We start from the raw sequence: 24,350 nt of genomic DNA, 5'->3' as shown, positions 1-24,350 counted from the left end.
ATGGACACCGTGGAGGTGCCCGGTTGCCCAGAGGGCTCTCTCAAGGCCGTGGCTTACATAAAGGAAAAACAACCCGCCGAGGTGGCGATAAAGACGCCTGACGAAGGTTGCGTAAACGTGCTAAGGCTGATCCTCCCCCTTTTCGGCTACATAGTCGTAGATGTATACAGGGAGGGCGACTTGCATGTGGTTAAGGCTAAACGGGCGAAGAGCTGAGGCGGCACTCCTCGCAGAGGTATATATGCTCGTGGGGGAGCCCCCTCTCTTTTAGCCTCTCGGCCAACTTCCGCGCCATAGTCTCCGTGTACGGCAGAGGTTTCCCACATGAGGAGCACTTAGCGGGGCTGTCGCGGAAGATGGCCCTAGACTCGTAGGGCTTGTCCTCCCGGGCCTCCGCCACCCTCACAACCCTCTCTGGGCACTTCTCTGCGCAAACCCCGCATGCAATGCACAACGCCGGCGTGAGGCGGAGCTCGAAGCCCTTTATGGAGAGGGCGTCTGTGGGACAGACGTTGACGCAGGCCCCGCAGAGGGTGCACCCCTCCGCCACCTCCACCCTGCCGACGGGCATCCCCAGAGCCGCGGCGAGCATCCTCGTCTGCCACCTATCTCCGGGCTGTAGAGGAGCCTTCTCGGCCCTTACCACGAAGTCTCTGCCCTCGCGGGCGAGCCCCGCGCCCCACCTCTCCACGGCCGGCCACAGGGGGCACCTCTCGCCGCGGGAGCAGTGGGCTCTGGCTTCGCCATATTTCGCCGCCGCAATATAGAGATATTGCTTAGGTATGGCTGCGATACACTTGACCCTCACCCCCTCTTCGTCGCCATCTTGGAAGGCATAGTCACAGATAAATTTCAACGGCCCTGGAGCCGTCTTTATAAGCTCGGCGAGAAAGCCGTCAGGTAGAGACGGCATCTTCACAGCCTCCACTGGGCACAGGGCGTTGCATAGGCCGCAGTCTACACACCGGTCGTACATCACCCTAATAGATCTCCTCTCAACATATTCAAAAGCAGTAGCTGGGCAAGATTTGGCACACATGCCGCACCAGATACACTTGGCTTGGTCTACCACCACCGTGTCCCTCAGCCTTATGAAGCCCCCCGTGATCAACTCCCTCCTGGCCGCCGCCTTAACTTCGGCCGGCGGTAGAGAGGACCAGTCTGTGTCTAGGTGTTTCTCGGCTACGGTTCTAAACCACTCCCCATGGGGCCCGCGGTACGCAAAATACAGCGGCGCCCGGGAGAGACGCCTAGAGAGATCCTCTCTCCCCTCGACAATGACGATAGAGGGCTTATCGCTCATGCCCCCACCACCCTGCGTAGCCTAAGCTCGCTCAACACAGTCATAGACACAAACCGGTCTCCTCGGGACTCAGTTGCTCTCTAACTTCTCTCGCAATAATTAAACCGGCGCTACCTCCTCCCAACACCAACAGCTTTTTTGGCATGTTCGGTAAATAACTGTTCTTTATAAATATCTCTATGAAAAATGTACATTCTTGTACACTTAAGGGAAGTCCCAAGCTCCCCAGAGCAGTAGAGACGCCCTGATGAGGAAGGCCGCAACCACCGCCAACACGCCGGCGCAACCACGCCCGGCTTTCTCCCGCCGAGCGCCAACGCCGCCGCTAGAGCGAGCGCGATTCCACCCAACGCCGCGGGGTCGGACATGGCGCCCTGGGCGCTGTATGCCGCGGCCTCGGGGCCTATGGATGAGAGGTGTAGGTGCGCTAGATACGTCAACGCCGCCAGCCCGCTCCCAGCGGCTATCCACGGGGCGGCCTCCCTCTTGCCTAGTAGCCCGTAGACTCCGCTTCCCGCGGCGACCCCGAGGAACAGCGCCAGCAACGGCACCGCGGCGCTGTGCCAAAACGGTATGCCTCTCTCGTATGCCACCGCCAGCCCCGTGTATATGGCGACGAAGGCCCCCGCCAGCGACATCGACAGCCCCAGTAGGTTCATGACGACGCGGCTCCTCCCCCACACGGCGATTCTATCCGGCGGCTTTATCAGCGGGAGCGTGAACAGCAGCGAGAGCAACAGTAGCATAGATATGCCGGTGGCTCCCCACGCCATCCAGCTGGACAAGTTGGCGTGCGGGTTCAGCAACGGCAACACCAACATGCCGGCCGTGGGAGGCTTCAACAGCGCCAAGAGTTACAACTCTCAACACTTGGGCTATTACAAGACCCCCGGGATATGCCTTAGTTGCTTGTGCTATGGCAAGCACAGAGCCGTAGATGCCCTCCTGCTTCATACTTAAGTTGGGCGAGTCACTTAAGGAGCCCCCTTTGCGGCTCCCGGCCTCCCCGGGAGGGTCCGGGGCCTGCCCAGAGCCGCCTTTCGGCGACCACAGGCAAGAGGGCCCGGGTCATTGGGGGCTGGCGGCGCCCCCGCTTTTACGCCGGGCCCCAGGCCGGGATTCGTTTCCATAAATAAAAGCAATACCTCTTCTAATTAGGACTGCGACGTCTGCTTCAATGAGGTACAGCGGTTGAGATACCTACAGCGACATGAAGTCGGTTGTAGAACTAAAAGCTTTCAGGAAAATATTGGATAGATTTTACACTAGGGAAAAATCGGGTGTTACCTAAGTATGAAAAGCCGACGGGGTCTCTCGTCTTCTTTTAATGCTAGAAGCTTTACGGCAAGTGGGTACAGCAGAAGCCAAAGTCCAGGCGACATTAACGCAGGCATCCAGTCATATTGACTAAAGAACTCCTCTACAGTCATTTTTAAAACGTCTGGAGGTGCTTTAAAGTCGTAAAGCCATATGGCCTGGCCTATTTGGCCATAGAGCACGTAGTAAATAAGGCTTGTAAATACCACGACTATAAGAACTAACGATGTAAATACTAACGTGCCTAAGCTTCTCTTGGCCAATGCCGCAGATGCTAACGCCAGCGAGACGAGACCTCCCAAGACGATCGTCCACAAAGAATAGTTAAACATCTCTTGTTGTGCTACATATACAGGCGGTGAGAACCAACCTACTGCAAAATACCAAAACAGCAGGAATAGAAATACTAACAACACGGTGACTATGCCCTTTGCATGCACTCTAAATAGCAAGTCTTTGACATCAGCCCGTACGTTTCCGTAATACACCTTTTCGGCAATAGACACGCCGACTATCTGAAATGCAAACCCTAACAAAAACGCCGCCGCTACAAATAAGACAGGCGAAAAGACGCCATACCACGCCGGGACGCCATATGACGAGCCAAATATAGCGCCTAGGTTCATAAGCGTGAGAAGTTGCACTGCCAGAGCAAATATGCCTATTCCAACGCCCATTTTATGTCTCATCTCAAGTATCAACTCGATAAGCAGAATTAGGGAGTAGATTACGTACAGTATACCCATCCAAGCCATACGCGACTCGGGGTTGACGCTGGTGAACATATACATAAATGCGCTTGGATTTAACAAATCGCCTATGATAGTGGGGAACGCGGGTAACGCTGTGATAAGAGATATAGCTATGAGATACCTCGCTACTTTCTTAAATCCGCCATTGTAGCCAAACACCGTATGCATGGCGGTTACTAAGCTACTGCCTGTGGCAGAGGCTGCGAAAAAGGCGTATGTAATAACCATAAATGACCATAGATATCCAGCGTACATGTTATTGTACCTCATGAACCACCCCCATATCCCAATGGCGGTAAGAATAACGCCAATAACTAACATCCCAAGTAGAAGTGCCGACGGCTTCATACCTCTCCCACGTAGTAGACTAGTCCTCCTGTACCTTTGCTCGGCGCTATTGGTTTTGCAATACCTCTTCTAACTAAATCTGCAACTGGATCGTTGGGGTTGTCTAAATCGCCAAAGGATCTAGCCTTGGTGGGACATACTTCTACACAAGCAGGCGTCCATAATTTGTCGTCAGATGTCTTACGGTGGTAACAGAAAGTACATTTGTCTACAGTGCGGATTTTTACAGCCCACTTGTTAGAGACAGGTGGTTGGAACATAACTCCGCCGTAATTCACTCCAGCTTCTGCATCTTTCATAAAGTCTAGATGCATAAGCTCCTCAGTCTCCATTGCAGGTGGGGTATACCTCATGCCATAGGGACACGCCATTATACAATACCTACATCCAATACATTTATCTTTATCTATTAACACTATCCCCTCTTTAGTCTTATAGGTAGCTTGAGTGGGGCACACCTCTAAACATGGCGTCTTTTCACAGTGATTACAGAGATATGGCACAAACCGCCGTGCCGGTTTTTCCTTCTCCTCTTCTTTCCAAACCACCACGGTTCTAGTCTTTGAGTGTATTGGCAGATATTTTGACGGATCCTTAGCTGCTATAAACAATACACCATTTTCAACGCTACACGCGGCAACACATGCCATACAGCCGACGCATTTATTTATGTCTATAACAAATACCGGCCTCATAGCCCGCCCACCTTGCTCACTTCCACAACGGTGTTACCCATGGCGCCAGGCGTGCCGAGCTTCCCGGCCAACATCGGGCCTAGGTAGTTGTCGTCGCTGTAGCCAGCCCTAACGTCGGCCAGCTTCCATGCCTTGACCCTTAGCCTACCCCTTGGCACAAGCCAGTAGTGGTAGATGGCGATGATGTCCCGCCTCACCATAGGCGTAACTCTCACCCTAAACCGGGCCGTGGGCGCCTCCTTTACGCCTACCGACTCCAGCTGTTTTGCCACTTTGGGCGCCGCGGGCTTCACCTCTATCCAATCGCCGTCTTTTACGCCGAGGGCCGCCGCGGTGTCTGGATGTATCCAGGCGGACAACAGCTCACTGGAGGTTAGTGTGTCAAGCAGGAGGTTGTTCTGAGTATTGCTGTGGGTGTGGGTGTAGGGCCCGTGGCGGTATACGAGCAGCAGTCTCTTGGGCGGCTCCGGCGGGACCAGCCCGTTTATCTCCACGTCCTCCGTCGCCGGGCCGGTTGCCCACATGTAGTCCGGCCTAGCCATACCCGCGTAGAGCGGCACTGGCGAAAACAGCGGATCCACGCCGCTCTTCTTACCCTCTAGGTCGGAGGGGTCGATCGAAGTGGCGGGCTTGCCGAAGACCCTCCTCACGTCGTAGGCCAGGTTTATGCTGTATATCTCCACCCTGCCGCTGGGCGTCGGCAACGGCACCTCCCCCCTCGCCATCGGCGAGTTGTAGTAGATAGTCCTCCAGAGCCACTCCTCGAGGTCAACGCTGTATTTCACAGGCCTGTAGACGTGTACCCTCACCACCACGTCTCTCCCCAGCGCATTGCTCCAGAGCTCGTCTTTCACAGCTTCAACGCGGCCCGTGGGCACCAACACCATGTAGCCACCCATCTTGTAGATGTCCTCCACCGTGGGCGCCCTCACGTTCCCCGCCTCGTCCACGATACGAACTCTACGGAGTTGCGCGTTGATGAACCTCTCCAGGTTGGGTATGGGGAGTATGCCCTCTTCGGTGATCATCCCCACGGGCATGTTCTGAGACCACTCAGTTCTGTCGCGGGGTTTGATGCCCAGCTCCGAAAGTCTCCGGGCGATCATGACCAACACCTCTAAGGCCGTCCGCCCATTTCTAGACCTAAACGCCTTGTCTAACTCGCCCGGCTTCCCGCCGGCCGCCAGCTTCTTCTTGTACTCCTCGTAGTACCAGGGGAATCTGACAGATATGGCTGGAAACGGCGAGAAGGGCCCGGGAAGCGCCAGATCAAGCCGCTCGAGATAGGGCAGATCCGGCAGTATTACGTCGGCGAAGGCCGTTGTGTCGTTGAACTGGATGTCGTGGACGATTACGAGCTCCAAGTTTCTAAAGATCTCCTCCACAAGTCTGCTGTTTCCAATCCGCGGAATGGGGTTGGAGCCGGTGATGAACACCACCTTGATCTTAAACGGCTTGCCGTGAACCACGCTCTCGTAAAGCGCCTGCACTGTGTCGTAGGGGTAGAGGTAGCCCTTCTTCTCCGCCTCCTCGCCCCAGACCTCAGTTAACGACTTGACCGGCGGCGCGCCTCTATCGCTGGGGCCGGGGAGGGGGGGCGCTATGGGGATGACATATATGCCGCGGAGGTTCGCGGGGACGTACTCGCCGAAGGTCAAGCCGCGGATGGTCTTGTAGGGGATGTCCTTCTTTGTATATTTCATTACTTTCGTATACACGTCTGCGTAGGGCATTATGAGGTGTGTGAGTAGGAAGAGGCCGCCCGGCTGCTGTATTCTCCCGAGGAGTGCCATCAACACTCCGACTGCTCTCCACGTCTGTGGAGTATTGCTGTATCTTGGGTCGTGCCAGCCGATGGGAGACACAGCCCTGTATTTAGCCACGATCTCCGCCGCCCTTCTGAGGTCGTTTACGTCGACGTCGGCCTCTCTGGCGGCGGCCTCCATGTAGTCCTTCACGCCGTGTTTCTCCGCCAGCGCCGAGAGGTTCGCCTTTACCCACTCCCTGAGTATCTGCAACGCGGTCTTCGCCCTGACCGGGCTCCCGTCTTTAAGCGCCACCTCGTACTCGCCGAAGAGAGCCGCCCTCTGCGCCGCGTTGTCGGGGGCCGGCCCGCCGGCGGCTTCGTCCCACACGACGTAGGCGAAAGCCGGCTCTTTCACGCCGTATTTACCCCAGTCTACCTCAGAGGCCAGCAGGGGGAGGCCGTCCGGCTTTATGAGGAAGGGGGCGTTGGTAAACCGCCTCAGATACTCGGCCATGTAGTAGCCGTTGTCAAGCACGTACTTTATGAAGGCCAGAAGCACCGCGAGGTCTGTCCCCGGCTTCACCGGGAGCCACACGTCGGCGTAGGAGGCGGTTTCGTCAAACACCGGGCTTAGGACCACCAGCCTCGCCCCGCGTTTCACGGCCTCCATAAAGCGCCACGTCTCAGTGACAACCCCAGCGCCGATGACGTTTCTCCTCACCACAAGCACAGCCTCGGCCTCGCCGTAGTCTATACAAGCGACGTGGGCTTGGTGCCCGTGGCCCCAGGTGAGCCAGTGGCCTAGGTATCTCGGGTAGGTGCAGTAGGGGTTGTCGAAGGTTATCATGCCCCCGCCGTATGTATCTGCGAACCTCATGAGCGGCACGCCCGCCCTCATGCTGGCGACGGGCCCCCAGGCGCCGAAGAGGAACGTGAAGGCGTGGCGCTCGTTGTTGTCGGCCAGCTCCTTGAGCTTCTTGGCGATTATGTCTATGGCGGTTTTCCAATCCACCTCGACCATGTCGTCGTATCTGCCGCGGTTTGTTACAAGCTGTCTCTTGGCCTCCTCCCAGCTTATCTTCCCCTGGGCCCAGTCCACGAGGGCCTTCCTGGCCATGGGCTTCTTCACCGCGTCTGGGTTAAGCCAGGCGTTGAAGGTGCCGGAGACGCCGCGGGCGCATATGCCCTTGGCGCTCGTCGGCGCGTTTGTATTTGGCCTAATCCGCACCGGCTTGCCGTCTACGACGTCGATATAGATCGCGCACTGGGCCATACACATCCCGCAGATGGAGGGCACCGACGTTACCGCAGAGGCCGCCTCGGCCTTAGTCTGTTCAGCCACAGCCTTCAGCAGAACGCCGGATACGCCGCCGATCAAGCCAATGGTGGCTCCCGCTTTCAAAACATCTCTTCTAGAGACTTCCATGGAAAAAAGAAAGCTCGACATCTATAAATTATGCTATACATCTTGTACAAGGATGTTCAAGATAAATACACTGTGTACAGAGGTGTACAAGTTGTATACACTAGGTTTCGAGGCGGTTCTCTATCTCCCTTAGCACTTTTACCGCTGCGTCGAGTGGGAGTGCCCCCCTTAGGTATTGAGCCACGGCGACGTGCGCCGCTTCTACAAACTCCATCCAGCCTCTTCCCCTCGCCGGCTTAGCCGCCTCCACCAGCCTCCTGGCCCTCCCCTTTAGGCGTTCTAGGTAGGGCGGGGGGTGCCCGTGGACGTAGAGCGGCGCTTCGAGGAAAGCCAAGCCCCAGAAGCCGGAGAGGGTCCACCCCGCCGTGGGGTAGGGCCTGAGCTCTACGTCCAACCCGGCGGCCCACGCGAGCCAGATGTAGCCGGCGGCGTATCTGCCGGCTTTCACGCCTTCTACAAGCTCCTCGCGGCTTCCGGGGAGGCCGCATCTGTAGAGCCGCTTCGCCGCGGCGAGGGCCTTCTCGACGCTTCCCGTCTCGAGGTAGAGGGGGAGGAGTAGGTCTGTCACCATTGGCTCCCCCTCCTTGGCCAGGAGCCCCACTCTGCCGCAGGGCGCCTCGGTGGCGTAGCCGTATATGCCGTCTGTGAAAAACACGTGCACGTTCCCCAACAGAGGGTACATACGGCGGCGGAGGTAGCCGAGCTGTGGCGGTAGCTGGCCGGCGGGCTCCGGGGCGTATGTATCCCTGGCGTAGACCCACGGCTCCTCTATGTAGTATATGCCCTCAGCCCTGCCTTTGAACCTCCTATATAGCGTGAGGTAGTCCAACGCGACGTATCTACAGCCGAGGGCGGCGGCTATCGGCTTGAGGAAGAGGGCGTGGTACCCCTCTCTCCCGTAGAGAGTACACACAGCACTTATAGGGGGTATAATTTAGTGTGGGTGCCCGGGCCTACTTCGAATACGGGGGCAGACGCGTATACGTGGAGGGGCGGGCCGTCTACAGCCTAGAGGAGGCCGCCGCGGAGGCCCGGCGCGGCAGGGCGGTGGTGGGGGTCTTCGCCTTCGACGCCGTCTCCCCCTGGGACGACGGGTTTAGGCCTCCCCCCAGGCCGGGCTGGCCGACGTACCTATTCGTGGTTGGGGAGGAGGGGGAGCCGCCCGCTTGGGGCGGAGACTACGGCGCGAGGCTTGTCTACGAGGAGCCGAGGGACCTCTTCGAGCGGAGGGTCGCGGAGGCCAAGAGGGCGCTGGAGGCGGGGGAGGTCTTCCAGCTAGTCGTGGCGAGGTTTAGGCGGTACAGATTCGCCGGCTCCCCCGAGGCGTTGTTTAACGCCGTGAGGAAGACAGTCGGCGGCAAGTACTACTACTTCGTCGAGGTGGACGGCCTCTTCCTCGTGGGGGCCTCCCCCGAGACTCTTGTCTCCTGCTGGGGCGGGAGGGCTGTGTCTGGGCCGATAGGCGGCACGAGGCCGCGGGGGAGGACCCCGGAGGAGGACGCGGCGCTGGAGGCGGAGTTGCGGGAGAGCGTGAAAGACAAGGCGGAGCACATAATGCTGGTGGACTCGGTGAGAAACGACCTAGGCAGAGTCTGCAGATGGGGGACGGTGTCCGTCTCGTCCATGCTCGCGGTGGAGAAGTACAGCCACTACCAACACCTCGTCTCCTACGTCGAGTGCCAGCTGGACAAGTTCTACCGGCCGGTAGACGCGGTACGCGCCCTCAACCCCACCACCACAGTATCAGGCGTGCCAAAGCCAAGAGCGCTGGAGTTGCTCTCCCAGCTGGAGGAGCCCCGGGGACCCTTCGCCGGAAGCGTAGGCGTCATCGCCAGAGATGGGGTGGAGTTCGCCGTGGTTATTAGGAGCGTATACGGGATAGACGGCGACCTCTACCTCTGGGCTGGGGCCGGCATTGTAACAGACTCCAAGCCCCACGCCGAGTGGGAGGAGACCGAGGTAAAAATGGCGCCTCTCGCAAAACTGTTAACCTGAAGCTGTCTGTACAAGCCTCCGCCCAGAGGGCGGCCGTGGGGAGTTCTGCCCAAAGCCCTACGCTGGGAGGGGGCTGCGCCGTTGTCCCCCATGCCCGGTGACCCCTGCGCTCCGAGGTACCACGGATGCCCGTGTTGGCGTGGGCGAGGAGAAGGCGCCTAGGGACAGACGGACAAACGATAAAGACTGGGCCTTTTACAAAAAAATTGGGGGTTAGGCGACCGCCTTTAGGAGGTCGCGCACCGAGAGGACTCCGACGACTTTGCCGTCTTCTACCACCGGCAGATGTCTAATGTTGTGTTTCACCATGAGCTCCGCGGCCTCTTTCACCGGCCTTGTCCTTTCAATTGTGATAAGCTGGCACCTCATTACCTTCTCCACCGGCGTGTCCAGCGGGGTGTTGTTCAGCAGTATTTGTACAAAGTCGCTCTCTGAGATACCGCCTACGAGTCTCCCGTCTTCAACCACGGGGACGAAGCCAATGTTTTTCTCGGCCATGATTTTCAATACGTCGCGTAGCGTCGCGCTCGGCGGGACGGTGATGGGGTCTCTAGCCACGGCATCGCCTGCGCTTACGCTCAAGGCCTTCTTCTTGTTGACTATACCCCTGAGGGCTAGAGCCTCGTTGAGTAGCTCGCGGGCCTCTATTATGCCCACCACCTCGTCTCCTTTACATATGGGGACGTCTCTAACGCCGTATTTCTCCATTGCGGCGAATACCTCAGTCAGCGGGGCGTCCTCGCCGACGCAGTCTACGCGGGTTGCGAATCTGCCTACTTCGGCCTCCGGCGTTGCGCCAGACGCCAGAGCTCTTATTAGCTGTCTCCTGCCGAAGACCCCCACAGGCTTTGAGGCGGCTATTACTACGGCTCTCACGCCTTCGGCCATCTTCTGTGCAGCCGCTCTAATCGGCGCGGTGGGCGGAAGCACCACGGCCTTCTTGGCGAATTTGCCAGCGGCAAGCTCAGCCCAAATGCGCGTGCCTAATGTCTCCCAGCCCTTGAACAGAAACACAAGGCCCATGAGCACGGGGACCAAGGTAGACCAGAGTATTGTGGACAGGTATATGTTGTGTGTAGCTTGATATAGGGCGGTTATTATCGTTGGGGTCAGCCCGCCGGTTACGCCGTAGCCCAGGTTATAGGACAGCGAGACAGCGGAGAGCCTAATTCTGGCGGGGAATAGCTCGAGGAGGTATGCTGACATGGCGCCGCTGTATCCAATGCCGTTGAAGAGGGTCATGCTCCAGAAGAGGAGCCACATTGCGGTTAGATCCTTCTGCGGCCCCACCTTGTCTATTAGCCAAAACGCGATGGGGAACCACAGGGCGTTGCCGAAGATGCCTAGCAACAGTATGGGCTTTCTCCCAATCTTGTCAGATAGGTAGCCAAAGAGCGGGTACATCCACAAGGCGGCGTATGTAGCTGTCGATAGTAACGCGTTCGCGGTTGAGCCATCGACGTATTTTTGGAAGGTCGATACGTAGTAGCTATTGAACAGCTGATTTGTATACCAAACTGGGCCATGTGCCCCTACCACGCCTATCCATGCGAGCAACACAAGCGGCAAGTATTTACCGGAGAACACCTCTCTCACAGGCGCCGAAGTCACCCTTCTCACAGCCTTGAGCATAGAGAAGATGGGGGTTTCCTTGTAGAAGAAGTGAATCACGAGGGCAACCACAAACACTATCACGCCTGCCACGATGAAGTTTATACGCCAGCCCCACTGGCCAAAGGTCTCTTTGCCCACCATAGAGGCTATGATGACTTGAAGCAACGCAGCTGTGCCCATGCCAGCCGGCGCTGTTGTGAAGAGGAAACCTGTTATGAAGCCCCTCCTGTGCTCAGGGGCAAACTCGCCTAGATAGACCAGGGCAGCGCCGAAGCCTCCGCCCAACGCAAGACCCTGGATTATTCTAAGAACGAAGACGCCGATTGATGCCAGTATACCGATCTGGTCGTAGGTGGGCAGTAGGCCTATGCCCAGCGTTCCCGCCAACATCAGAGTCATAGCTAGAGTAAATGCTATTTTACGGCCGTATTGGTCGCCTATTTTGCCAAACAAGATGGCGCCCAGCGGCCTAAACAGAAAGCCTATGGCGAGCGCTGCAAATGTAGAGAGCAAAGCGGCAATTGGGTCCTTAGATGGGAAAAACTTTCCGGATATGAGAGGCGCCAGTGTTGCAAAGGTGTAGAAGTCTAGCCACTCCAAAAAGGCCCCGAGCCACGATATGCCGGCGACTGATACCAGTTGGCGGAAGGTATATACCGTGGTCATACCCTAGCGATCTCCCTCCTCAGCTCTTCGTAGGCCTTCTTCGCCTCCTCGACAGATGTCTCGTCCTCCAAGGTGGTGGTGTCTCCCAGCGGCGCTCCCGTGGCGACGGCCTTTAGGAGGCGGCGCATTATCTTGCCCGAGCGCGTCTTGGGGAGCTTCGTCACGAAGAATATGTGGGCGGGCTCCGCCACAGGGCCTATGGTCTTCCTCACGTGGTCTCTTAGCTCTTTCCTCAGCTCGTCGCTGGCTACCACCCCCTGCTTCAGCACCACGTAGGCTATGGGCACCTCGCCCTTGATGGGGTCGGGCACGCCCACCACAGCCGCCTCAGCCACTGTGGGGTGCGACACCAGGGCGGACTCGAGCTCGTATGTGCCGAGGCGGTGGCCGGCGACTTTTATCACCTCGTCTGCTCTGCCGAGAACCCAGATGTAGCCGTCTTGGTCTTTTATGGCGTAGTCGCCTACGTAGAAGACGCCGGGGAACCTAGACCAGTAGGTCTTTATGTAGCGGTCGGGGTCGCCCCATATGCCGTGGAGCATGCCGGGCCACGGCCTCCTTATGACGAGGTACCCCCTAACGCCGGGGGGCGCCGGCTTGCCGTTGTCGTCTAACACATCTACGTCGAAGCCGGGGAGCGGCAGGCCGTTGGTGCCGGGCTTCATGGGTATTAGGTAGAGGCCGGGGGCGTGGGACACGACGATGCCGCCTGTCTCCGTCATCCACCACGTGGAGGCGATGGCCACGTTTTCGTTGCCGAGCACCTTGTAGGCCCACCGCCAGGCCTCGGGGTTTATGGGCTCGCCCACCGAGTTTATGATCCTCAGGGTCGATAGGTCGTGGCGCCTGGGCCACTCCTCGCCGTAGCGCATGAACATACGTATGGCGGTTGGCGACGTGTAGAGTATCGTCACGCCGTATCTCTCCACTACGGCCCACCAGCGGTCCGGCTGGGGGTAGTCGGGGGCCCCCTCGTAGATTATCTGCGTGGCTCCCATCAGTAGAGGGCCGAGCACAACGTAGGAATGGCCAGTGATCCAGCCCACGTCCGCTGTACACCAGTAGACGTCCTCCTCCCTGAGGTCGAACACCCACTTCATCGTCGCGTACACATGGACGGCCCAGCCGCCGGTGTCGTGGACAATGCCCTTTGGCTTGCCGGTTGTGCCGGAGGTGTATAGGATGAAGGAGGGGTGCTCGCTCTCCAGAGGCTCCGGCTCGACGTAGGCGTTAACCTTTATGCCCTCCATCACCCTGTGCCACCAGTAGTCTCTGCCCTCCGTCATGGGGACGTCCTTCAGCCCGAGTCTGCTGTATACGATGACGTTTTCCACCGTCCTGGTTTTCTCAAGGGCTTGGTCTACCACGTCCTTCAGCCTAACCACCTTGCCCCGTCTCCAGAAGCCGTCGGTTGTCACCACTAGCCTAGACTGGGAATCGTTGATCCTCTCGGCGAGGGCCTCGGCGGAGAAGCCGGAGAACACGACGCTCGTTATCGCGCCGATTCTCCAAGCGGCGAGCATCGTGATGGGGAGCTCGGGTATCATGGGCATGTAGAGGGTGATGCGGTCGCCCTTCTTAATGCCGAAGTTGTGCTTCAGCATGTAGGCCACCCTGTTTACCTCCCTGTATAGGTCGAAGTAGGTCAGCTTGCGCCTCTCCGTGGGCTCCCCGTTGCCGTCCACCGGCTCGCCCTCCCACTCTATGGCGAGCTTGTTCTTACGCCACGTCTTGACGTGCCTATCTACCGCGAGGTAGGACAGGTTTAGCCTACCTCCTACGAACCATCTGTAGAAGGGGGGGTTGGAGGCGTCCAGCACCTTGTCCCAGGGCCTAAACCACTCGAGCTCCTTGGCCACGTGTGCCCAGAACTCCTCAAGCTGCTCTAGGGATTTGGCGTGGAAGGCCTTGTAGGCGTTTATGTCGATCTGTCTGCTTTTCCACCTCTCGTTCATTATATATTCGTTAAATGGTAGCTCCTGTGTATCCTGGGCCATGTGGCCAGCTTGTTCACTCTTTTTAAATATAACTGAACATTATATATTCCAATCGAAAATTATAATTACAGAACTTTCAACGCCTTCAAGGTATCGTTTATCAATACGAGAGCTGTCTCTTTTCTACCTGCGCCCTTGCCTGAGACAAATATGGTGTTTACCTCTGTCACAACCTCCGCGGCGTTGAGGGTGTAGTCTATCTTCGCCAGGGGGTCCTCTGGGGGTAGCCTGACGGGCTGCACGGCGGCCTTCGCCCCGTCCCACGTGGCGAGGTACTTGGTGACTGGCCCTAGAAACTCCAGGGGCTTCCTCTCCACAGCGCTCAGCTGGATGGCGACTCCCAGGGTGTTGAGGAGGATGGTGAGCTTCGCCGCGGCGTCTACGCCGCCTAGGTCCAGCGAGGGGTCGGGCTCCAGTATGCCGAGCCTCTTCGCCTCTTCGACGGCGTCCCCCTCTGGCACCCCGTCTTTGTACACCCTGGTGAGTATGTAGTTGGTGCTACCGTTTAGGATAGCCCTTATCTTGGTCACCCTCTGGGGCGGTAGCCCTCTGGCTAGGTCTAGGAGGGGCGTGCCGGCCATGACGGTGGCCTTGTAGTAGATGGGCCTCCCTCTGAACTCCTGGAAGTAGAGCGCCAGAGGGGCCTTGTTGGCCGTCACCACGGCTCTGCCGGCCGCGAGGGCCCTCCGGTACACTTCCACGGCCGGTCTCCCGTCGGAGTAGTTGGGCGGCGAGACGTCCACCACCACCTCGGCCTCCTCCAGCGCCTCCTCTATGGACGCGGGCCGCCCAGCGGCTTGGGAGACCTTCCCCCTGGGGGCCTCCAGGAGCTTCTTCAGTTCGGCGGGGGTGAAGCCGCCTTTTTTCATGGCGCCTCCTCCGCTGTCGAAGACCGCCGCTATCTTTACGTTGGTTCTCTCGTAGAGGAGCTCGGCGTATGTCCTACCCACTCCGCCGAATCCAAACAGGAGGATCATGGCCTCTATCGGGTCTTCACCATGAGCTCAGCCGTCAGTATGGAGTTGCCGGCGGCGCCTCTCACCGTGTTGTGGCCTAGTACGACGAAGGCGAGCTTCCGCGGCGCCAGCCTCCTGATTCTCCCCACCACAACTGCCATGCCGTTGCCGGCCCATCTGTCCAGCCGCGGCTGCGGCCGGTCTATCTGGGGCCTCACCTCTATGGGCCTCTCGGGGGCTGTGGGGAGCTTGAGCTCCTGGGGTAGGCCTCTGAATTTGGCGAAGGCGTCGGCCACGGCGGCTGGGTCGAAATCCCTCTTGGTGTCTACGTACACGACTTCCGTGTGCCCGTCTAGGACGGGGACGCGCGTCGTAGTGGCGTAGATCTCGAAGTCTGTCTTAAGTATCTTCTTGGTCTCGGAGACCACCTTCTCCTCCTCGCCTCTTATGTAGGGTATGAGGTTGTCCGTGATAGCCACGCTGGGCACCCCGCTGTATCCCGCGCCGCTGAGGGCCTGCATAGTTACTACGTGTAATTTCTCTATGCCCCACTCGTCTAAGACGGGCTTCAGGGGGAGGTTGAGTATGGTGGTTGTGCAGTTGGGTTTTTTCACCACGCCGCCGCTCCAGCCCCTCTCGGCCTTCTGCCTCTCCAGCAGGGAGAGGTCGTCGGGGTTTATCTCGGGCACCACAAGGGGGATGTCGGGGTCCATGCGCATGTTGCTGGAGTTCGACAGCACCACGTGCCCCCTGGCGGCCAGCTGGGGCTCCACCTTGGCGGCCACCTCGCTGGGTAGCGCCGAGAATACGAAGTCTACCCGGGGGATCTTCTCCACGTCTAGCTTCTCTATCTTCATCTCGGCCACCTGGGGAGGCGGCGGCTCGTCCAGCACCCACCCCGCCTGCTGTAGCGTTTTGCCTGCGCTTTTCTCGGAGGCCGCCAGGCCCGCCACTTCGAACCAGGGGTGTTTAGCCAGCATCTGGACGTATCTCTGCCCCACTAAGCCGGTGGCGCCCAGGATATATACCCTAAGGCGGTCCATATATATGCGTCCCTGCTACTTTATATATTTGATGTACGGCTTTACTAGGAACTCGTGTACCTGCCGCGGCGGGATCTCCAGCTTCACGGTGTAGTCCCCCAGCGCCACCCCGCCCAGCTTTACGAGCTCGCGGGCCGCCAGCCCCACCACGCAACTGCCTTGTCCGCATCGGGTCACCACCTTGTAGGGGGGTGGGGAGTAGAGGTTGGTGATGAGGGTCCCGGGGTTGCTGTAGCTCCTCACCTCCACGGCCATGTTGCCCGCCTCGACCACTGGGATGAAGGTCCTGGGGTGGAAGTTCTTGGCGCCCGCCCGCGCCGCCTCTATGGCCTCCTGTATGGACATCAGCGGTAGCACCTCGGCGTCTTCCACCTCCTTGGGGTCCGCCGTCATTACCCCCGGGGCGTCGGTGACCAGCGAGACCTTCCTCGCCCCGATCTCCTTGCCTATGTACGTAGCGGTGTAGTCGCTGCCGCCTCTGCCCACCGTGGTGTACCTCCCCTCCCCGTCTCTCCCGATGAAGCCCGTCACCACCGCAACGGCGTCTCCCCTAGACAGCTCGTCTCGGTGGTGGAGCCTCAGAGGCTCCGCGTTGCCGAATCTGCTGTCTGTCTCGATGGGGGCTATGTAGAGCCTCGCCGGGATGCCCCTCTTTTCTAAAACCGCGTGTAGGATGGTGGCGGATAGCCTTTCGCCGAATGAGGCGAAGTGGTCCGTCGACCACTCCGCCTTGGGCAGAGTGAGCGCGTGCTCCAGCTCCTTGAGGAGCGGGGACACCCTGTCTTCAACCCCCAGGCTCCTAGCCACCGCAATGTGTCTGTGGAGCACCTCCTCGTAGAGGAGGTAGCTCCTCGTCTTCTCAAGCTCCAGCAACATGTCGGTGATGCCCTTCATGGCTGAGACCACTACGACGGGGGGTTCGGGGAACTTGGCTATGTAGTCGGCCGCCCTGGCGAAGTCTCCGGCTGACCTAAGCAGGGATCCGCCTATCTTGACCACCTGCCTCATTTCTCCAACAGCTCGACGAGCTCCTCGGCGTTTCTCACCTCCCGAGCGTTTATCTCCACGGCGTCTGGGTCCTTAAGGGCGTGTCCTGTGACAACCGCCACCACGGTGCCGTTTAGCTTCAGCTTCAGCGCCGCCGCGACCGACGCGGCGCCGGCCGGCTCAGCCCCTATGCCGTCTCTCGACGCGAGTAGCCTCTGCGCTTTGAGTATCTCGCCGTCTGAAACAGCTATGAAGAAGCCGCCTGACTCCCGCACGGCCGCCATGGCCTTAGGCCAGTTTATAGGTTTTCCGATCTTTATGGCGGTGGCGACGGTCTCCGGCTCGTCGATGAAGAGAGGCTCCTTGAGCCCCCTCTGCCACGCGTTGGCAAGGGGGGCGGCCCCCTCCGCCTGTACCCCCACCATCTTGGGCAACTTCTTGCATAGGCCCAGCTCGCCCAACTCCTTGAAGCCCTTCCATATCGCGGCAATGTTGCCGGCGTTTCCGACGGGCACCACCACGTAGTCTGGGCAACCGAGCTCCTCGTACACCTCGAAAGCCAGGGTCTTCTGCCCCTCGAGCCTCCAGGGGTTGAAGCTGTTCAGCGGATACGCGTACCTGGTGCCGTGGGTTACCACGTATTCAAGGGCTTTGTCGAAGAGGCCGCTCACCATGAGCAACTCGGCTCCGTGTAGCGCCGCCTGCATGAGCTTGCCTCTAGCCACGTTGCCCCTCGGCAGAACCACGTAGCACTTCAGCCCGGCTCTGGCGGCGTAGGCGGCCGCTGAGGCGGCGGTGTTTCCGGTGGAGGCCACTACGACCTTCGACGCGCCGCTTTCTTTAGCCACCGTGACGCCCAGCGCCATGCCCCGGTCCTTGAAGCTACCGGTGGGGTTGGCCCCCTCGAACTTGACGTATAGGTGGCCGTCTAGGTTGGATTTGACGAGGGGGGTCTGACCCTCGCCGAGGGATACCCCATCTCTAAGGGGTAGCATGGTGGCGTAGCGCCAGAGGCCTCTGCCCTTTGGCGCCCAGTACTTCCCCGGCACAACCACGTCGAGGAGACCGCCGCATTTTGGGCACCGGTAGAGCCGGTAGTCTTGGGCGTAGGTTGCCCCGCAACTTATGCACTTGAGGTAGGGATTGTCCCCGAAACGGCCATGCCCGGAGAAAAACCTCTCCTTATAACCTTTTTGGATGTGAAAAGATTTAAATAGAGGACCTATGTGGGGTGGCATGGATCTGGGGCCAGAGGGGAAAATGGGGCGATATACATCCTCACAGACAGCCCTACAATCTCCGAAAAGCTTATAGCTGACGCCCTGGCCGCAAGGGGCACCAAAGCCGTGGTTGTGAACGTGTCCGAGGTACCTATCCACAAGATCTCCGGCCTGGCTCTTCTGAGGATTAGAAACCCCTACGCCGCCGTCGTGTACGGCTCTCTGGCCGACCGTAGCGTAAACCCTGTCGGCTCCATCTCCGCCGCCTTAAACAGGCTCGTCTGGATGCCCAAGTTCGGCCCTCCCTACGCTGTGGTCTCCTCGGACGTGGCCGTGGAGAAGGTGGAGATCGAGAAGCCCTGGCTTCTGCTGACGGCCTGGCGGCTTGGGCTAGACGGCGGTGTCACAAGCGTGGAGGGGGGCAAGAGCGTGGTGGAGCACAGGATATACATGAGGAACCCGCTGGCAAAGGTGACGATAGTTGTCCCCAAGCCCGCCAGGTCCGAGTCGGTGTTTGCCACTGTTAAAAACGCCACGGGGGAGGCGGCCGAGGTGCTGAAGTATCTAGGGCTGATGTATGCCAGGATAACCTTCGGCGAATACGGCGGTAGGAAATACGTCATCGACGTAGACCCCGTGCCCGAGCTGGAGAATAGGGAGGAGGCTAGGCAGGTGGCGGAGCTGCTATGAAGAAGGTCTGCATAATCGGGGCCTCGGGCTTCACGGGAGGCGAGTTGCTGAGGCTGTTGCTGAGCCACAGCGGGGTTGAGGTGGTATGCGCCACCTCTAGGAAGTTCAAGGGGGAGTTCGTCTATAGGGTCCACCCAAACCTCAGAGGCTTCACCCAGCTGAAGTTCGTGGAGCCCACCATAGACGCAGCGTTGAAAGCCGACGTGGTCTTCCTCGCCCTCCCCCACGGCGAGTCTGTGAAGTGGGTCCCCAAGCTCTACGAGTCCGGGGTGGCGGTCTTCGACCTAAGCGCCGACTTCCGGCTCAAGGACCCCAACGCCTACGTGGAGTGGTACAAGTGGCCGCAGCCCCACCCCTACCCCGACCTCCTCCAGAAGGCCGTCTACGGCCAGCCGGAGCTACACCGCGACGAGCTCGTCGGGGCTAAGCTTGTGGCTGTGCCCGGATGTATGGCGACCGCCTCGATCCTTATGTTGGCGCCTCTGGCGAAGTACGGCCAGCTGGGGGAGGTGCCCCCCGTGGTCGACGCCAAGATCGGCTCCAGCGGGGCGGGGGCGGAGGGGTCCATCGTCGACCTCCACAGCTATAGGACGTACGTGGTTAGACCCTACGAGCCTGTACACCACCGCCACATCGCGGAGATAGAGCAGGAGCTGAGCCGCCTGGCTGGCAGGCGGGTGAGGGTGGCCTTTACGCCGCACGCCGTGGACATAGTAAGAGGCATCTTCACAACAGGCCACGTCTATCTAGACAAGCTCCCGGCAGAGGCGGACATGTGGAAGTACTACAGGTCCATGTACGGCGACTCCAAGTTCATTAGAATAGTGAAAGATAGGTTGGGCATCTCCCGCTACCCCAACGTGAAGTACGTCCTCGGCTCCAACGTGGTGGACGTGGGATTTGAGCTGGACCCGAGGCTCAACAGGGTGGTGACCTTCGCGGCGATAGACAACTTGGTGCGGGGCGCCTCCGGCCAGGCGGTGCAGGCCTTCAACGTCGCGATGGGCTTCCCCGAGGACGAGGGCTTGCGGCAGATCCCGGTGGCCCCCATATGATTGTGGTGAAGATAGGCGGGTCTGTGGTGTGTAAGGACCCCACCAAGGTGGTGGAGAATCTGCCGAACTACGCAGACAAGGCCGTGGTGGTCCACGGCGGGGGTTGCCTCGTCAACGACCTGCTGAAGAGGATGGGAGTTGAGCCAAAGTTCCTAACCCACCCGGGCGGCCTGGTGAGCCGGTACACTGACCTGGAAACTCTAAAGGTCTTCGTCATGGCTATGTCCTGGATCAACAAGTCCATAGTGGCGTCTCTCCACGCGTTGGGGGTGGAGGCGCTTGGCCTCACAGGCGCCGACCTCGGCGTTGTTAAAGCTAGGCGGAAGGAGAAGGTTCTTGTGGTAGACGAGCGAGGTAGGCAGAGGGTGGTGGACGGCGGATACGTGGGGCGCGTGGTCGACATCGCCGTGGACAAGCTGAGGCCTCCGCCTCTCAAGGTCCTATCGCCCGTGGCGGTGTCGGAGAGAGGGGAGCTTCTCAACATCGACGGGGATCAGCTGGCCTTCGACGTGGCGAAGAGGCTTGGGGCAGAGCGGCTGGTGTTGCTCAGCGACGTAGACGGCTTGATAATAGGCGGAAGCGTGGTGCCGCGGCTCACGGCCGCTCAGGCGGAGGAGTTGGTCAAAAACGAGGAGGTGAGGGGCGGCATGAAGAGGAAGTTGCTGATGGCGGCGGAGGCGGCTAAGCTGGGGCTTGAGGTGGTGATCTCAAACGGCCTTGTGGATAAGCCCATCGACGCCGCCCTCTCCGGCCGCGGGACCCACGTGGTCAAGGGATAAGGTTTATATAGGGGTCCCGTTTGGCTGACCATGGCTAAGCAGAAACTGGTCGTAACATGTAAGGTCTGCGGTACGGAGTTTGAGCTACCGGAGGACGTGATGGACGGCGAAATCGCCAGCTGTCCCACATGCGGCGCTAGATACATCGTGAGGGTGAAGGGAGGCTCCGTCACGTTGGAGGAGTTCAAAGGCGACGTGGAGGACTATGGCGAGTAAGTCGGGGCGAGCAAGGTAGTTCTCGCCTACTCGGGGGGTCTGGACACCACCGTAGCTATCAGGTGGCTGAGGGAGAAATTCAACGCGGAGGTCTACACCGTAACGGTAGACGTTGGGCAGGAGGACGACTTCTCTAAGATAGAGGAGAGGGCGTACAAGGCCGGCGCCGTCCAGCACTTCTACATAGACGCCAAGAGGGACTTCGCCGATGAGTACATAGCCCGCGCCGTGTTAATGAACGGCATGTACGAGGGGGTCTACCCCCTGGGCACAGCCCTCGCGAGGCCCCTAATAGCGGCTAAGGCCATAGAGGTGGCGAGGAGGGTGGGCGCCGACGCGGTGGCGCACGGCTCCACCAGCAAGGGCAACGACCAGGTGAGGTTCGACGTGACGGTGAAGGCCCTCGCCCCGGATTTGAAGATCATAGCGCCTGCGAGGATCTGGGGGATGACGCGGGCTGAGGAGATCGAGTACGCCAGAAGACACGGGCTACCGATAGGCGAGGAGCACAAGAAGTACAGCATTGACGACAACCTCTGGACCCGGTCCATAGAGGGGGGGCCTCTCGACGACCCCATGGCCGAGCCGGGGGAAGACGCCTTCAAGTGGACCGTCTCGCCGGAGAAGGCGCCGCACGAGCCGGCTTATATCACGATCGGCTTCAAAGACGGCGTGCCCACCTCGATAAACGGGGAGAAGATGGACATGGTCTCGCTTGTCGCCGCCCTTAACCAAATCGCGGGTTCCCACGGCGTTGGGCGCATAGACCACGTGGAGAACAGGCTCGTGGGCTTCAAGAGCAGGGAGGTGTACGAGGCGCCCGCCGCGGTGGTGCTCTTCCACGCCCATAGAGACCTCGAGAAGCTGGTCTTAACGCCGAGGGAGCTCAGGTTTAAACACCACGTCCTCGACCCCCAGTGGGCCGACTTGGTATACCAGGGGCTCTGGGTGGAGCCGCTCCGCACAGCGCTGGAGAAAGCCGCCGAGGAGATGGAGAGGTGGGTAACCGGGGAGGTGAGGGTCAAGCTCTACAAGGGCTCTGTGCAGGTTGTGGGCCGCGATTCGCCGTATGGCGGCTACAGCAGGGAGCTGGCGGACTACAGCGCTGGGTGGTACCCCAGCGACGAGGAGGCAAGAGGCTTCATAGAGATGTGGAGTCTCCACTCGCTTACTGCGCTGAGGCGGAGACGCCCGGAGAAATAGTCTATATAGTTGGGATAAGGTTTTATATTGTATATTTTTCTAGGGGGCGATGGGGCAAAGAACCGTGGTGTGTCCAAACTGCAAAAAACCCGTGAGGCCGGTGGAATGTGGACGTAGAAACCAGACGAAGAGATACGTCGTTGTGACGTACTGTTGCCCAAAGTGCGGCACCGAGTTACTCACCGAGAGGCTGGAGGTGACCACGTAGCATGTCCTTCTACCGCTCCTGGATAGGAGGAGAGGGGGAACTCGTCAGGAGGTACACATCAAGCATTAGAGACGACGCCGAGATTGTGGAGGAGGTGGTAAAGATCATGGAGGCACACGTTAGACATCTGGCGGAGGTTGGTGCGGCGCCTAAGGAGGCAGCCGAAGCCGTGGCGAAGGCCCTGCGCGAGGTGGAGCCGGAGCGGCTTCTAACAAGCGAGTTCGAGGATGTGCATGAGGCCTTGGAGAAGTGGTTGGTGGACAGGCTCGGGGAGGAGGTGGCGGGTTGGATCGGCCTAGGCCGCTCCCGCAACGACCACGTAGCGGCTGCGATTAGGCTCGCCGCCCTTAGGAAAACCGGCGTGCTGAAGAAAGCGGTAGAGAGGATGAGGTGCGTCTTGGCGAAGAGGGCGCTGGAGTATGCAGACTGCGCCATGCCCAGCTTCACCCACTTCCAGCCGGCCCAAGCCATCACCTTCGGCCACTACCTCCTCGCGGTGGACGAGCTGGCGGGGGAGTTTCTCCACGTCTTGAAGCCGGTGGAGGAGTTGCTCAAGAGGTCGCCCCTCGGCGCGGGGCCCGCCGGCGGGGCCAGGGCGCCCATAGACCGCGAGAGGGTGGCTAAGCTCGCGGGCTTCGAGGGGGTGGTGGAGAACGCCCTATACGCCTCGGGGAGCCGCTTCTTCGCGCTGGCGCTGGCCTCCGCCGTGGTCTCCTTCTTGGTTGAGCTGTCCCGCGCCGTGGACGACTTCATCAGGTGGAACAGCCCTCTTGTCGGCTACGTCGCGGCGCCCGACAGCCACGTCTCGACCAGTAGCATAATGCCGCACAAGAGGAACTTGGTAACGCTGGAGGTGTTTAGGGCTAGAGCCGCCGAGGCCCTCGGCCACCTCGCCGCCTTACACGCAGTAGTTATGAAGATCGGGATGGGCTACAGCCTAGACCTCCAGGAGGCCACGAGGCACCTCTGGGCCGTGTTGAACATAGCCTCCGAGGGCGTAGAGGTGTTCACCGACTTCCTCGAGAAGATGTCTTTCGACTGCGGGAGGGCTAGACGGGACGCGGAGAGGTACTACTCCACCTCATCCGACACCGCCGAGGAGGCGGCCCTCCGCGGCGTGCCGTTCCGCCGCGCCTACTTCCAGTTGGCTAGGGAGATAAGGGAGGGGGCCGCCAGGCTTCTGCCCGTGGACGAGGCGCTGAGGAGACCCACCCGCGGCTCCGCGAACCCCGAGGAGGTGAAGAGGGCGGCATCAGCGCGGCTGGTCTTTTGCAGAGAGAAGCCTCTCTAGAGCGGCGTCTACCTCCTGCACCGCCTCCTCCTCCCCGCCGCACTCGACCAGTTGCGTCTTCGCATATCCCGGCTTTCCCTCGACATCTTTCACGCACATCACAACGCCGCGCCTGGTGGGGTGCCCCACCACGTCTAGATAAGCCCTTGCTAAACCGGCGGCGAGGGCCTCCGTCAGGAGTGCCACATCTCCGTCGTCAAAGTAGAGCAACATCCTGAGGTGGCGGTGCCCCGTTGGGACCGCCGCCACGACTCTAACCAGTTTCTTCACCACCGAAGCCGTAAGCCATGTAGAATATAAGTATTGGGTAGGCCACCAGCCTCTCTAGACACCCGGCGCCGAGCGGGGTCTCCAGGCCTGCCGCCATCAACGACAAGGCGGCTGTGGACAAAGCGGCGAGACTAACGCCGAGCGTTCTGTAGACGCCTCCTGCCTCGGCGCCGATCACAGCCGTTGAGGCTGCGCCGCAGATAAACGCCGTGAAGGCAGATATGAAATGGGGGAGCCCGGCGTCCTCTGGGAAGAGGGCCACCCCCACGACCCCCACCGAGGCTGAGGCCAGCAGAGGCCACCCCCTTGGATGAGCCCTCCTTAGGCAAAACGCGGCGGCAACGCCTGCTATGCCCAGCGCCGCGGCGCTTATGTTAAAAAGAGCGGCGGTGGGGGCCGCCGCAGCGCCTAAGTCGCTGATGTAGTGAGTAGAGGGGCTGTAGCCGGGATACAAACGCTCGGCTACTAGGACAGCCGACATGAACTGAAGCACGCCTACTGCGAGAAAGGCTCTACATATCCTCACGGGCTCTCCCGGCTAGATTTTTTAAAGTATTACCGGCTATGGTATA

22 protein-coding genes and 1 pseudogene are annotated in these 24,350 nt (G+C 59.6%); 9 read left to right on the top strand and 14 right to left on the bottom strand.

Annotated elements, in window-relative coordinates:
- Nucleotides 1–216 (top strand): hypothetical protein, encoded by a 216-nt coding sequence (locus TNEU_RS09365; RefSeq protein WP_012351187.1) that lies wholly within the window; start codon nt 1–3, stop codon nt 214–216.
- Here TNEU_RS09365 and TNEU_RS09360 read toward each other — a convergent pair.
- The 6 genes from TNEU_RS09360 to TNEU_RS09335 all read right to left on the bottom strand — a co-directional run bounded on the left by TNEU_RS09360 (nt 197) and on the right by TNEU_RS09335 (nt 8,501).
- The gene (locus tag TNEU_RS09360) at nt 197–1,303 is read right to left on the bottom strand and encodes a 4Fe-4S binding protein (RefSeq protein WP_012351186.1); all 1,107 of its coding nucleotides are present in this window, start codon (nt 1,301–1,303) and stop codon (nt 197–199) included. The genes TNEU_RS09365 and TNEU_RS09360 overlap by 20 nt on opposite strands.
- Before the next feature lie 110 nt (nt 1,304–1,413).
- A complete protein-coding gene (gene nrfD, locus TNEU_RS09355) occupies nt 1,414–2,154 on the bottom strand; it encodes an NrfD/PsrC family molybdoenzyme membrane anchor subunit (RefSeq protein WP_342606869.1) in 741 nt (246 codons plus the stop codon).
- A gap of 432 nt (nt 2,155–2,586) precedes the next feature.
- Nucleotides 2,587–3,720 (bottom strand): NrfD/PsrC family molybdoenzyme membrane anchor subunit, encoded by a 1,134-nt coding sequence (gene nrfD, locus TNEU_RS09350; protein ID WP_012351185.1) that lies wholly within the window; start codon nt 3,718–3,720, stop codon nt 2,587–2,589.
- Entirely contained in the window at nt 3,717–4,415 is a 699-nt protein-coding gene (locus TNEU_RS09345; RefSeq protein WP_012351184.1) for a 4Fe-4S dicluster domain-containing protein, read from the bottom strand. Before TNEU_RS09345 ends, nrfD (TNEU_RS09350) begins: the two co-directional genes overlap by 4 nt.
- A complete protein-coding gene (locus tag TNEU_RS09340) occupies nt 4,412–7,588 on the bottom strand; it encodes a molybdopterin-dependent oxidoreductase (RefSeq protein WP_012351183.1) in 3,177 nt (1,058 codons plus the stop codon). The genes TNEU_RS09345 and TNEU_RS09340 overlap by 4 nt, the downstream gene beginning before the upstream one ends.
- 100 nt (nt 7,589–7,688) lie before the next feature.
- The gene (locus TNEU_RS09335; protein ID WP_012351182.1) at nt 7,689–8,501 is read right to left on the bottom strand and encodes a hypothetical protein; all 813 of its coding nucleotides are present in this window, start codon (nt 8,499–8,501) and stop codon (nt 7,689–7,691) included.
- 26 nt (nt 8,502–8,527) lie between these two features.
- Between TNEU_RS09335 and TNEU_RS09330 the strand changes: the two genes are divergently transcribed.
- Nucleotides 8,528–9,583: an anthranilate synthase component I family protein gene (locus TNEU_RS09330; protein WP_012351181.1), complete on the top strand. Its 1,056-nt coding sequence runs from the start codon at nt 8,528–8,530 to the stop codon at nt 9,581–9,583.
- A 213-nt stretch (nt 9,584–9,796) separates the two neighbouring features.
- Here TNEU_RS09330 and TNEU_RS09325 read toward each other — a convergent pair whose 3' ends face one another.
- The 6 genes from TNEU_RS09325 to thrC form a co-directional block, all read right to left on the bottom strand.
- The gene (locus tag TNEU_RS09325; protein WP_012351180.1) at nt 9,797–11,863 is read right to left on the bottom strand and encodes an MFS transporter; all 2,067 of its coding nucleotides are present in this window, start codon (nt 11,861–11,863) and stop codon (nt 9,797–9,799) included.
- A complete protein-coding gene (gene acs, locus TNEU_RS09320) occupies nt 11,860–13,860 on the bottom strand; it encodes an acetate--CoA ligase (RefSeq protein ID WP_012351179.1) in 2,001 nt (666 codons plus the stop codon). The genes TNEU_RS09325 and acs overlap by 4 nt, the downstream gene beginning before the upstream one ends.
- 65 nt (nt 13,861–13,925) lie before the next feature.
- On the bottom strand, nt 13,926–14,837 hold the full coding sequence (locus tag TNEU_RS09315) for a homoserine dehydrogenase (protein ID WP_012351178.1): 912 nt from the start codon (nt 14,835–14,837) through the stop codon (nt 13,926–13,928).
- A gap of 5 nt (nt 14,838–14,842) precedes the next feature.
- Nucleotides 14,843–15,859, bottom strand: a complete 1,017-nt coding sequence (asd, locus tag TNEU_RS09310) for an aspartate-semialdehyde dehydrogenase (protein ID WP_012351177.1) — start codon at nt 15,857–15,859, stop codon at nt 14,843–14,845.
- A gap of 15 nt (nt 15,860–15,874) precedes the next feature.
- Complete coding sequence (locus tag TNEU_RS09305) at nt 15,875–16,867, bottom strand: amino acid kinase family protein (protein ID WP_148682441.1); 993 nt, start codon at nt 16,865–16,867, stop codon at nt 15,875–15,877.
- The gene (gene thrC, locus TNEU_RS09300) at nt 16,864–18,084 is read right to left on the bottom strand and encodes a threonine synthase (RefSeq protein WP_012351175.1); all 1,221 of its coding nucleotides are present in this window, start codon (nt 18,082–18,084) and stop codon (nt 16,864–16,866) included. Before thrC ends, TNEU_RS09305 begins: the two co-directional genes overlap by 4 nt.
- Here thrC and TNEU_RS09295 point away from each other — a divergent pair.
- The 7 genes and pseudogenes from TNEU_RS09295 (at nt 18,073) to TNEU_RS09270 (ending at nt 23,508) form a co-directional block, all read left to right on the top strand.
- Nucleotides 18,073–18,756 carry a hypothetical protein gene (locus tag TNEU_RS09295; protein ID WP_245521957.1) on the top strand — a complete coding sequence of 228 codons (684 nt, stop codon included), beginning with the start codon at nt 18,073–18,075 and terminating at the stop codon, nt 18,754–18,756. The genes thrC and TNEU_RS09295 overlap by 12 nt on opposite strands.
- Entirely contained in the window at nt 18,753–19,811 is a 1,059-nt protein-coding gene (gene argC / locus TNEU_RS09290; protein WP_012351173.1) for an N-acetyl-gamma-glutamyl-phosphate reductase, read from the top strand. Before TNEU_RS09295 ends, argC begins: the two co-directional genes overlap by 4 nt.
- Nucleotides 19,808–20,590, top strand: a complete 783-nt coding sequence (locus TNEU_RS09285; RefSeq protein ID WP_012351172.1) for a [LysW]-aminoadipate/[LysW]-glutamate kinase — start codon at nt 19,808–19,810, stop codon at nt 20,588–20,590. Before argC ends, TNEU_RS09285 begins: the two co-directional genes overlap by 4 nt.
- 30 nt (nt 20,591–20,620) lie before the next feature.
- On the top strand, nt 20,621–20,806 hold the full coding sequence (locus tag TNEU_RS09280) for an alpha-aminoadipate/glutamate carrier protein LysW (protein ID WP_012351171.1): 186 nt from the start codon (nt 20,621–20,623) through the stop codon (nt 20,804–20,806).
- 12 nt (nt 20,807–20,818) lie between these two features.
- Nucleotides 20,819–22,009, top strand: a pseudogene (locus TNEU_RS09275) (argininosuccinate synthase); the annotation flags it as partial.
- 49 nt (nt 22,010–22,058) lie between these two features.
- Nucleotides 22,059–22,217, top strand: coding sequence for a hypothetical protein (locus tag TNEU_RS10340; RefSeq protein WP_012351169.1), 159 nt, complete (start codon nt 22,059–22,061; stop codon nt 22,215–22,217).
- A gap of 1 nt (nt 22,218) precedes the next feature.
- Nucleotides 22,219–23,508, top strand: coding sequence for an argininosuccinate lyase (locus TNEU_RS09270; protein ID WP_012351168.1), 1,290 nt, complete (start codon nt 22,219–22,221; stop codon nt 23,506–23,508).
- Here the strand turns inward: TNEU_RS09270 and TNEU_RS09265 are convergent.
- Both TNEU_RS09265 and TNEU_RS09260 read right to left on the bottom strand, forming a co-directional pair.
- On the bottom strand, nt 23,470–23,781 hold the full coding sequence (locus tag TNEU_RS09265; RefSeq protein ID WP_012351167.1) for a hypothetical protein: 312 nt from the start codon (nt 23,779–23,781) through the stop codon (nt 23,470–23,472). The genes TNEU_RS09270 and TNEU_RS09265 overlap by 39 nt on opposite strands.
- Nucleotides 23,762–24,304 (bottom strand): DUF998 domain-containing protein, encoded by a 543-nt coding sequence (locus TNEU_RS09260; protein WP_012351166.1) that lies wholly within the window; start codon nt 24,302–24,304, stop codon nt 23,762–23,764. Before TNEU_RS09260 ends, TNEU_RS09265 begins: the two co-directional genes overlap by 20 nt.
- Nucleotides 24,305–24,350: the final 46 nt, after the last annotated feature.

Source organism: Pyrobaculum neutrophilum V24Sta (assembly GCF_000019805.1).
Classification (GTDB): Archaea; Thermoproteota; Thermoprotei; order Thermoproteales; family Thermoproteaceae; genus Pyrobaculum; species Pyrobaculum neutrophilum.
This window is presented reverse-complemented; position numbering and strand designations above follow the sequence as displayed.

Excerpts from the sequence above, each read along its gene's own strand:
- TNEU_RS09365 (WP_012351187.1), top strand. The coding sequence starts at position 1 with ATGGACACCGTGGAGGTGCCCGGTTGCCCAGAGGGCTCTCTCAAGGCC.
- TNEU_RS09360 (WP_012351186.1), bottom strand. The coding sequence starts at position 1,303 with ATGAGCGATAAGCCCTCTATCGTCATTGTCGAGGGGAGAGAGGATCTC.
- nrfD (WP_012351185.1), bottom strand. The coding sequence starts at position 3,720 with ATGAAGCCGTCGGCACTTCTACTTGGGATGTTAGTTATTGGCGTTATT.
- TNEU_RS09345 (WP_012351184.1), bottom strand. The coding sequence starts at position 4,415 with ATGAGGCCGGTATTTGTTATAGACATAAATAAATGCGTCGGCTGTATG.
- TNEU_RS09340 (WP_012351183.1), bottom strand. The coding sequence starts at position 7,588 with ATGGAAGTCTCTAGAAGAGATGTTTTGAAAGCGGGAGCCACCATTGGC.
- TNEU_RS09325 (WP_012351180.1), bottom strand. The coding sequence starts at position 11,863 with ATGACCACGGTATATACCTTCCGCCAACTGGTATCAGTCGCCGGCATA.
- acs (WP_012351179.1), bottom strand. The coding sequence starts at position 13,860 with ATGGCCCAGGATACACAGGAGCTACCATTTAACGAATATATAATGAAC.
- TNEU_RS09315 (WP_012351178.1), bottom strand. The coding sequence starts at position 14,837 with ATGATCCTCCTGTTTGGATTCGGCGGAGTGGGTAGGACATACGCCGAG.
- asd (WP_012351177.1), bottom strand. The coding sequence starts at position 15,859 with ATGGACCGCCTTAGGGTATATATCCTGGGCGCCACCGGCTTAGTGGGG.
- TNEU_RS09305 (WP_148682441.1), bottom strand. The coding sequence starts at position 16,867 with ATGAGGCAGGTGGTCAAGATAGGCGGATCCCTGCTTAGGTCAGCCGGA.
- thrC (WP_012351175.1), bottom strand. The coding sequence starts at position 18,084 with ATGCCACCCCACATAGGTCCTCTATTTAAATCTTTTCACATCCAAAAA.
- argC (WP_012351173.1), top strand. The coding sequence starts at position 18,753 with ATGAAGAAGGTCTGCATAATCGGGGCCTCGGGCTTCACGGGAGGCGAG.
- TNEU_RS09285 (WP_012351172.1), top strand. The coding sequence starts at position 19,808 with ATGATTGTGGTGAAGATAGGCGGGTCTGTGGTGTGTAAGGACCCCACC.
- TNEU_RS09280 (WP_012351171.1), top strand. The coding sequence starts at position 20,621 with ATGGCTAAGCAGAAACTGGTCGTAACATGTAAGGTCTGCGGTACGGAG.
- TNEU_RS10340 (WP_012351169.1), top strand. The coding sequence starts at position 22,059 with ATGGGGCAAAGAACCGTGGTGTGTCCAAACTGCAAAAAACCCGTGAGG.
- TNEU_RS09270 (WP_012351168.1), top strand. The coding sequence starts at position 22,219 with ATGTCCTTCTACCGCTCCTGGATAGGAGGAGAGGGGGAACTCGTCAGG.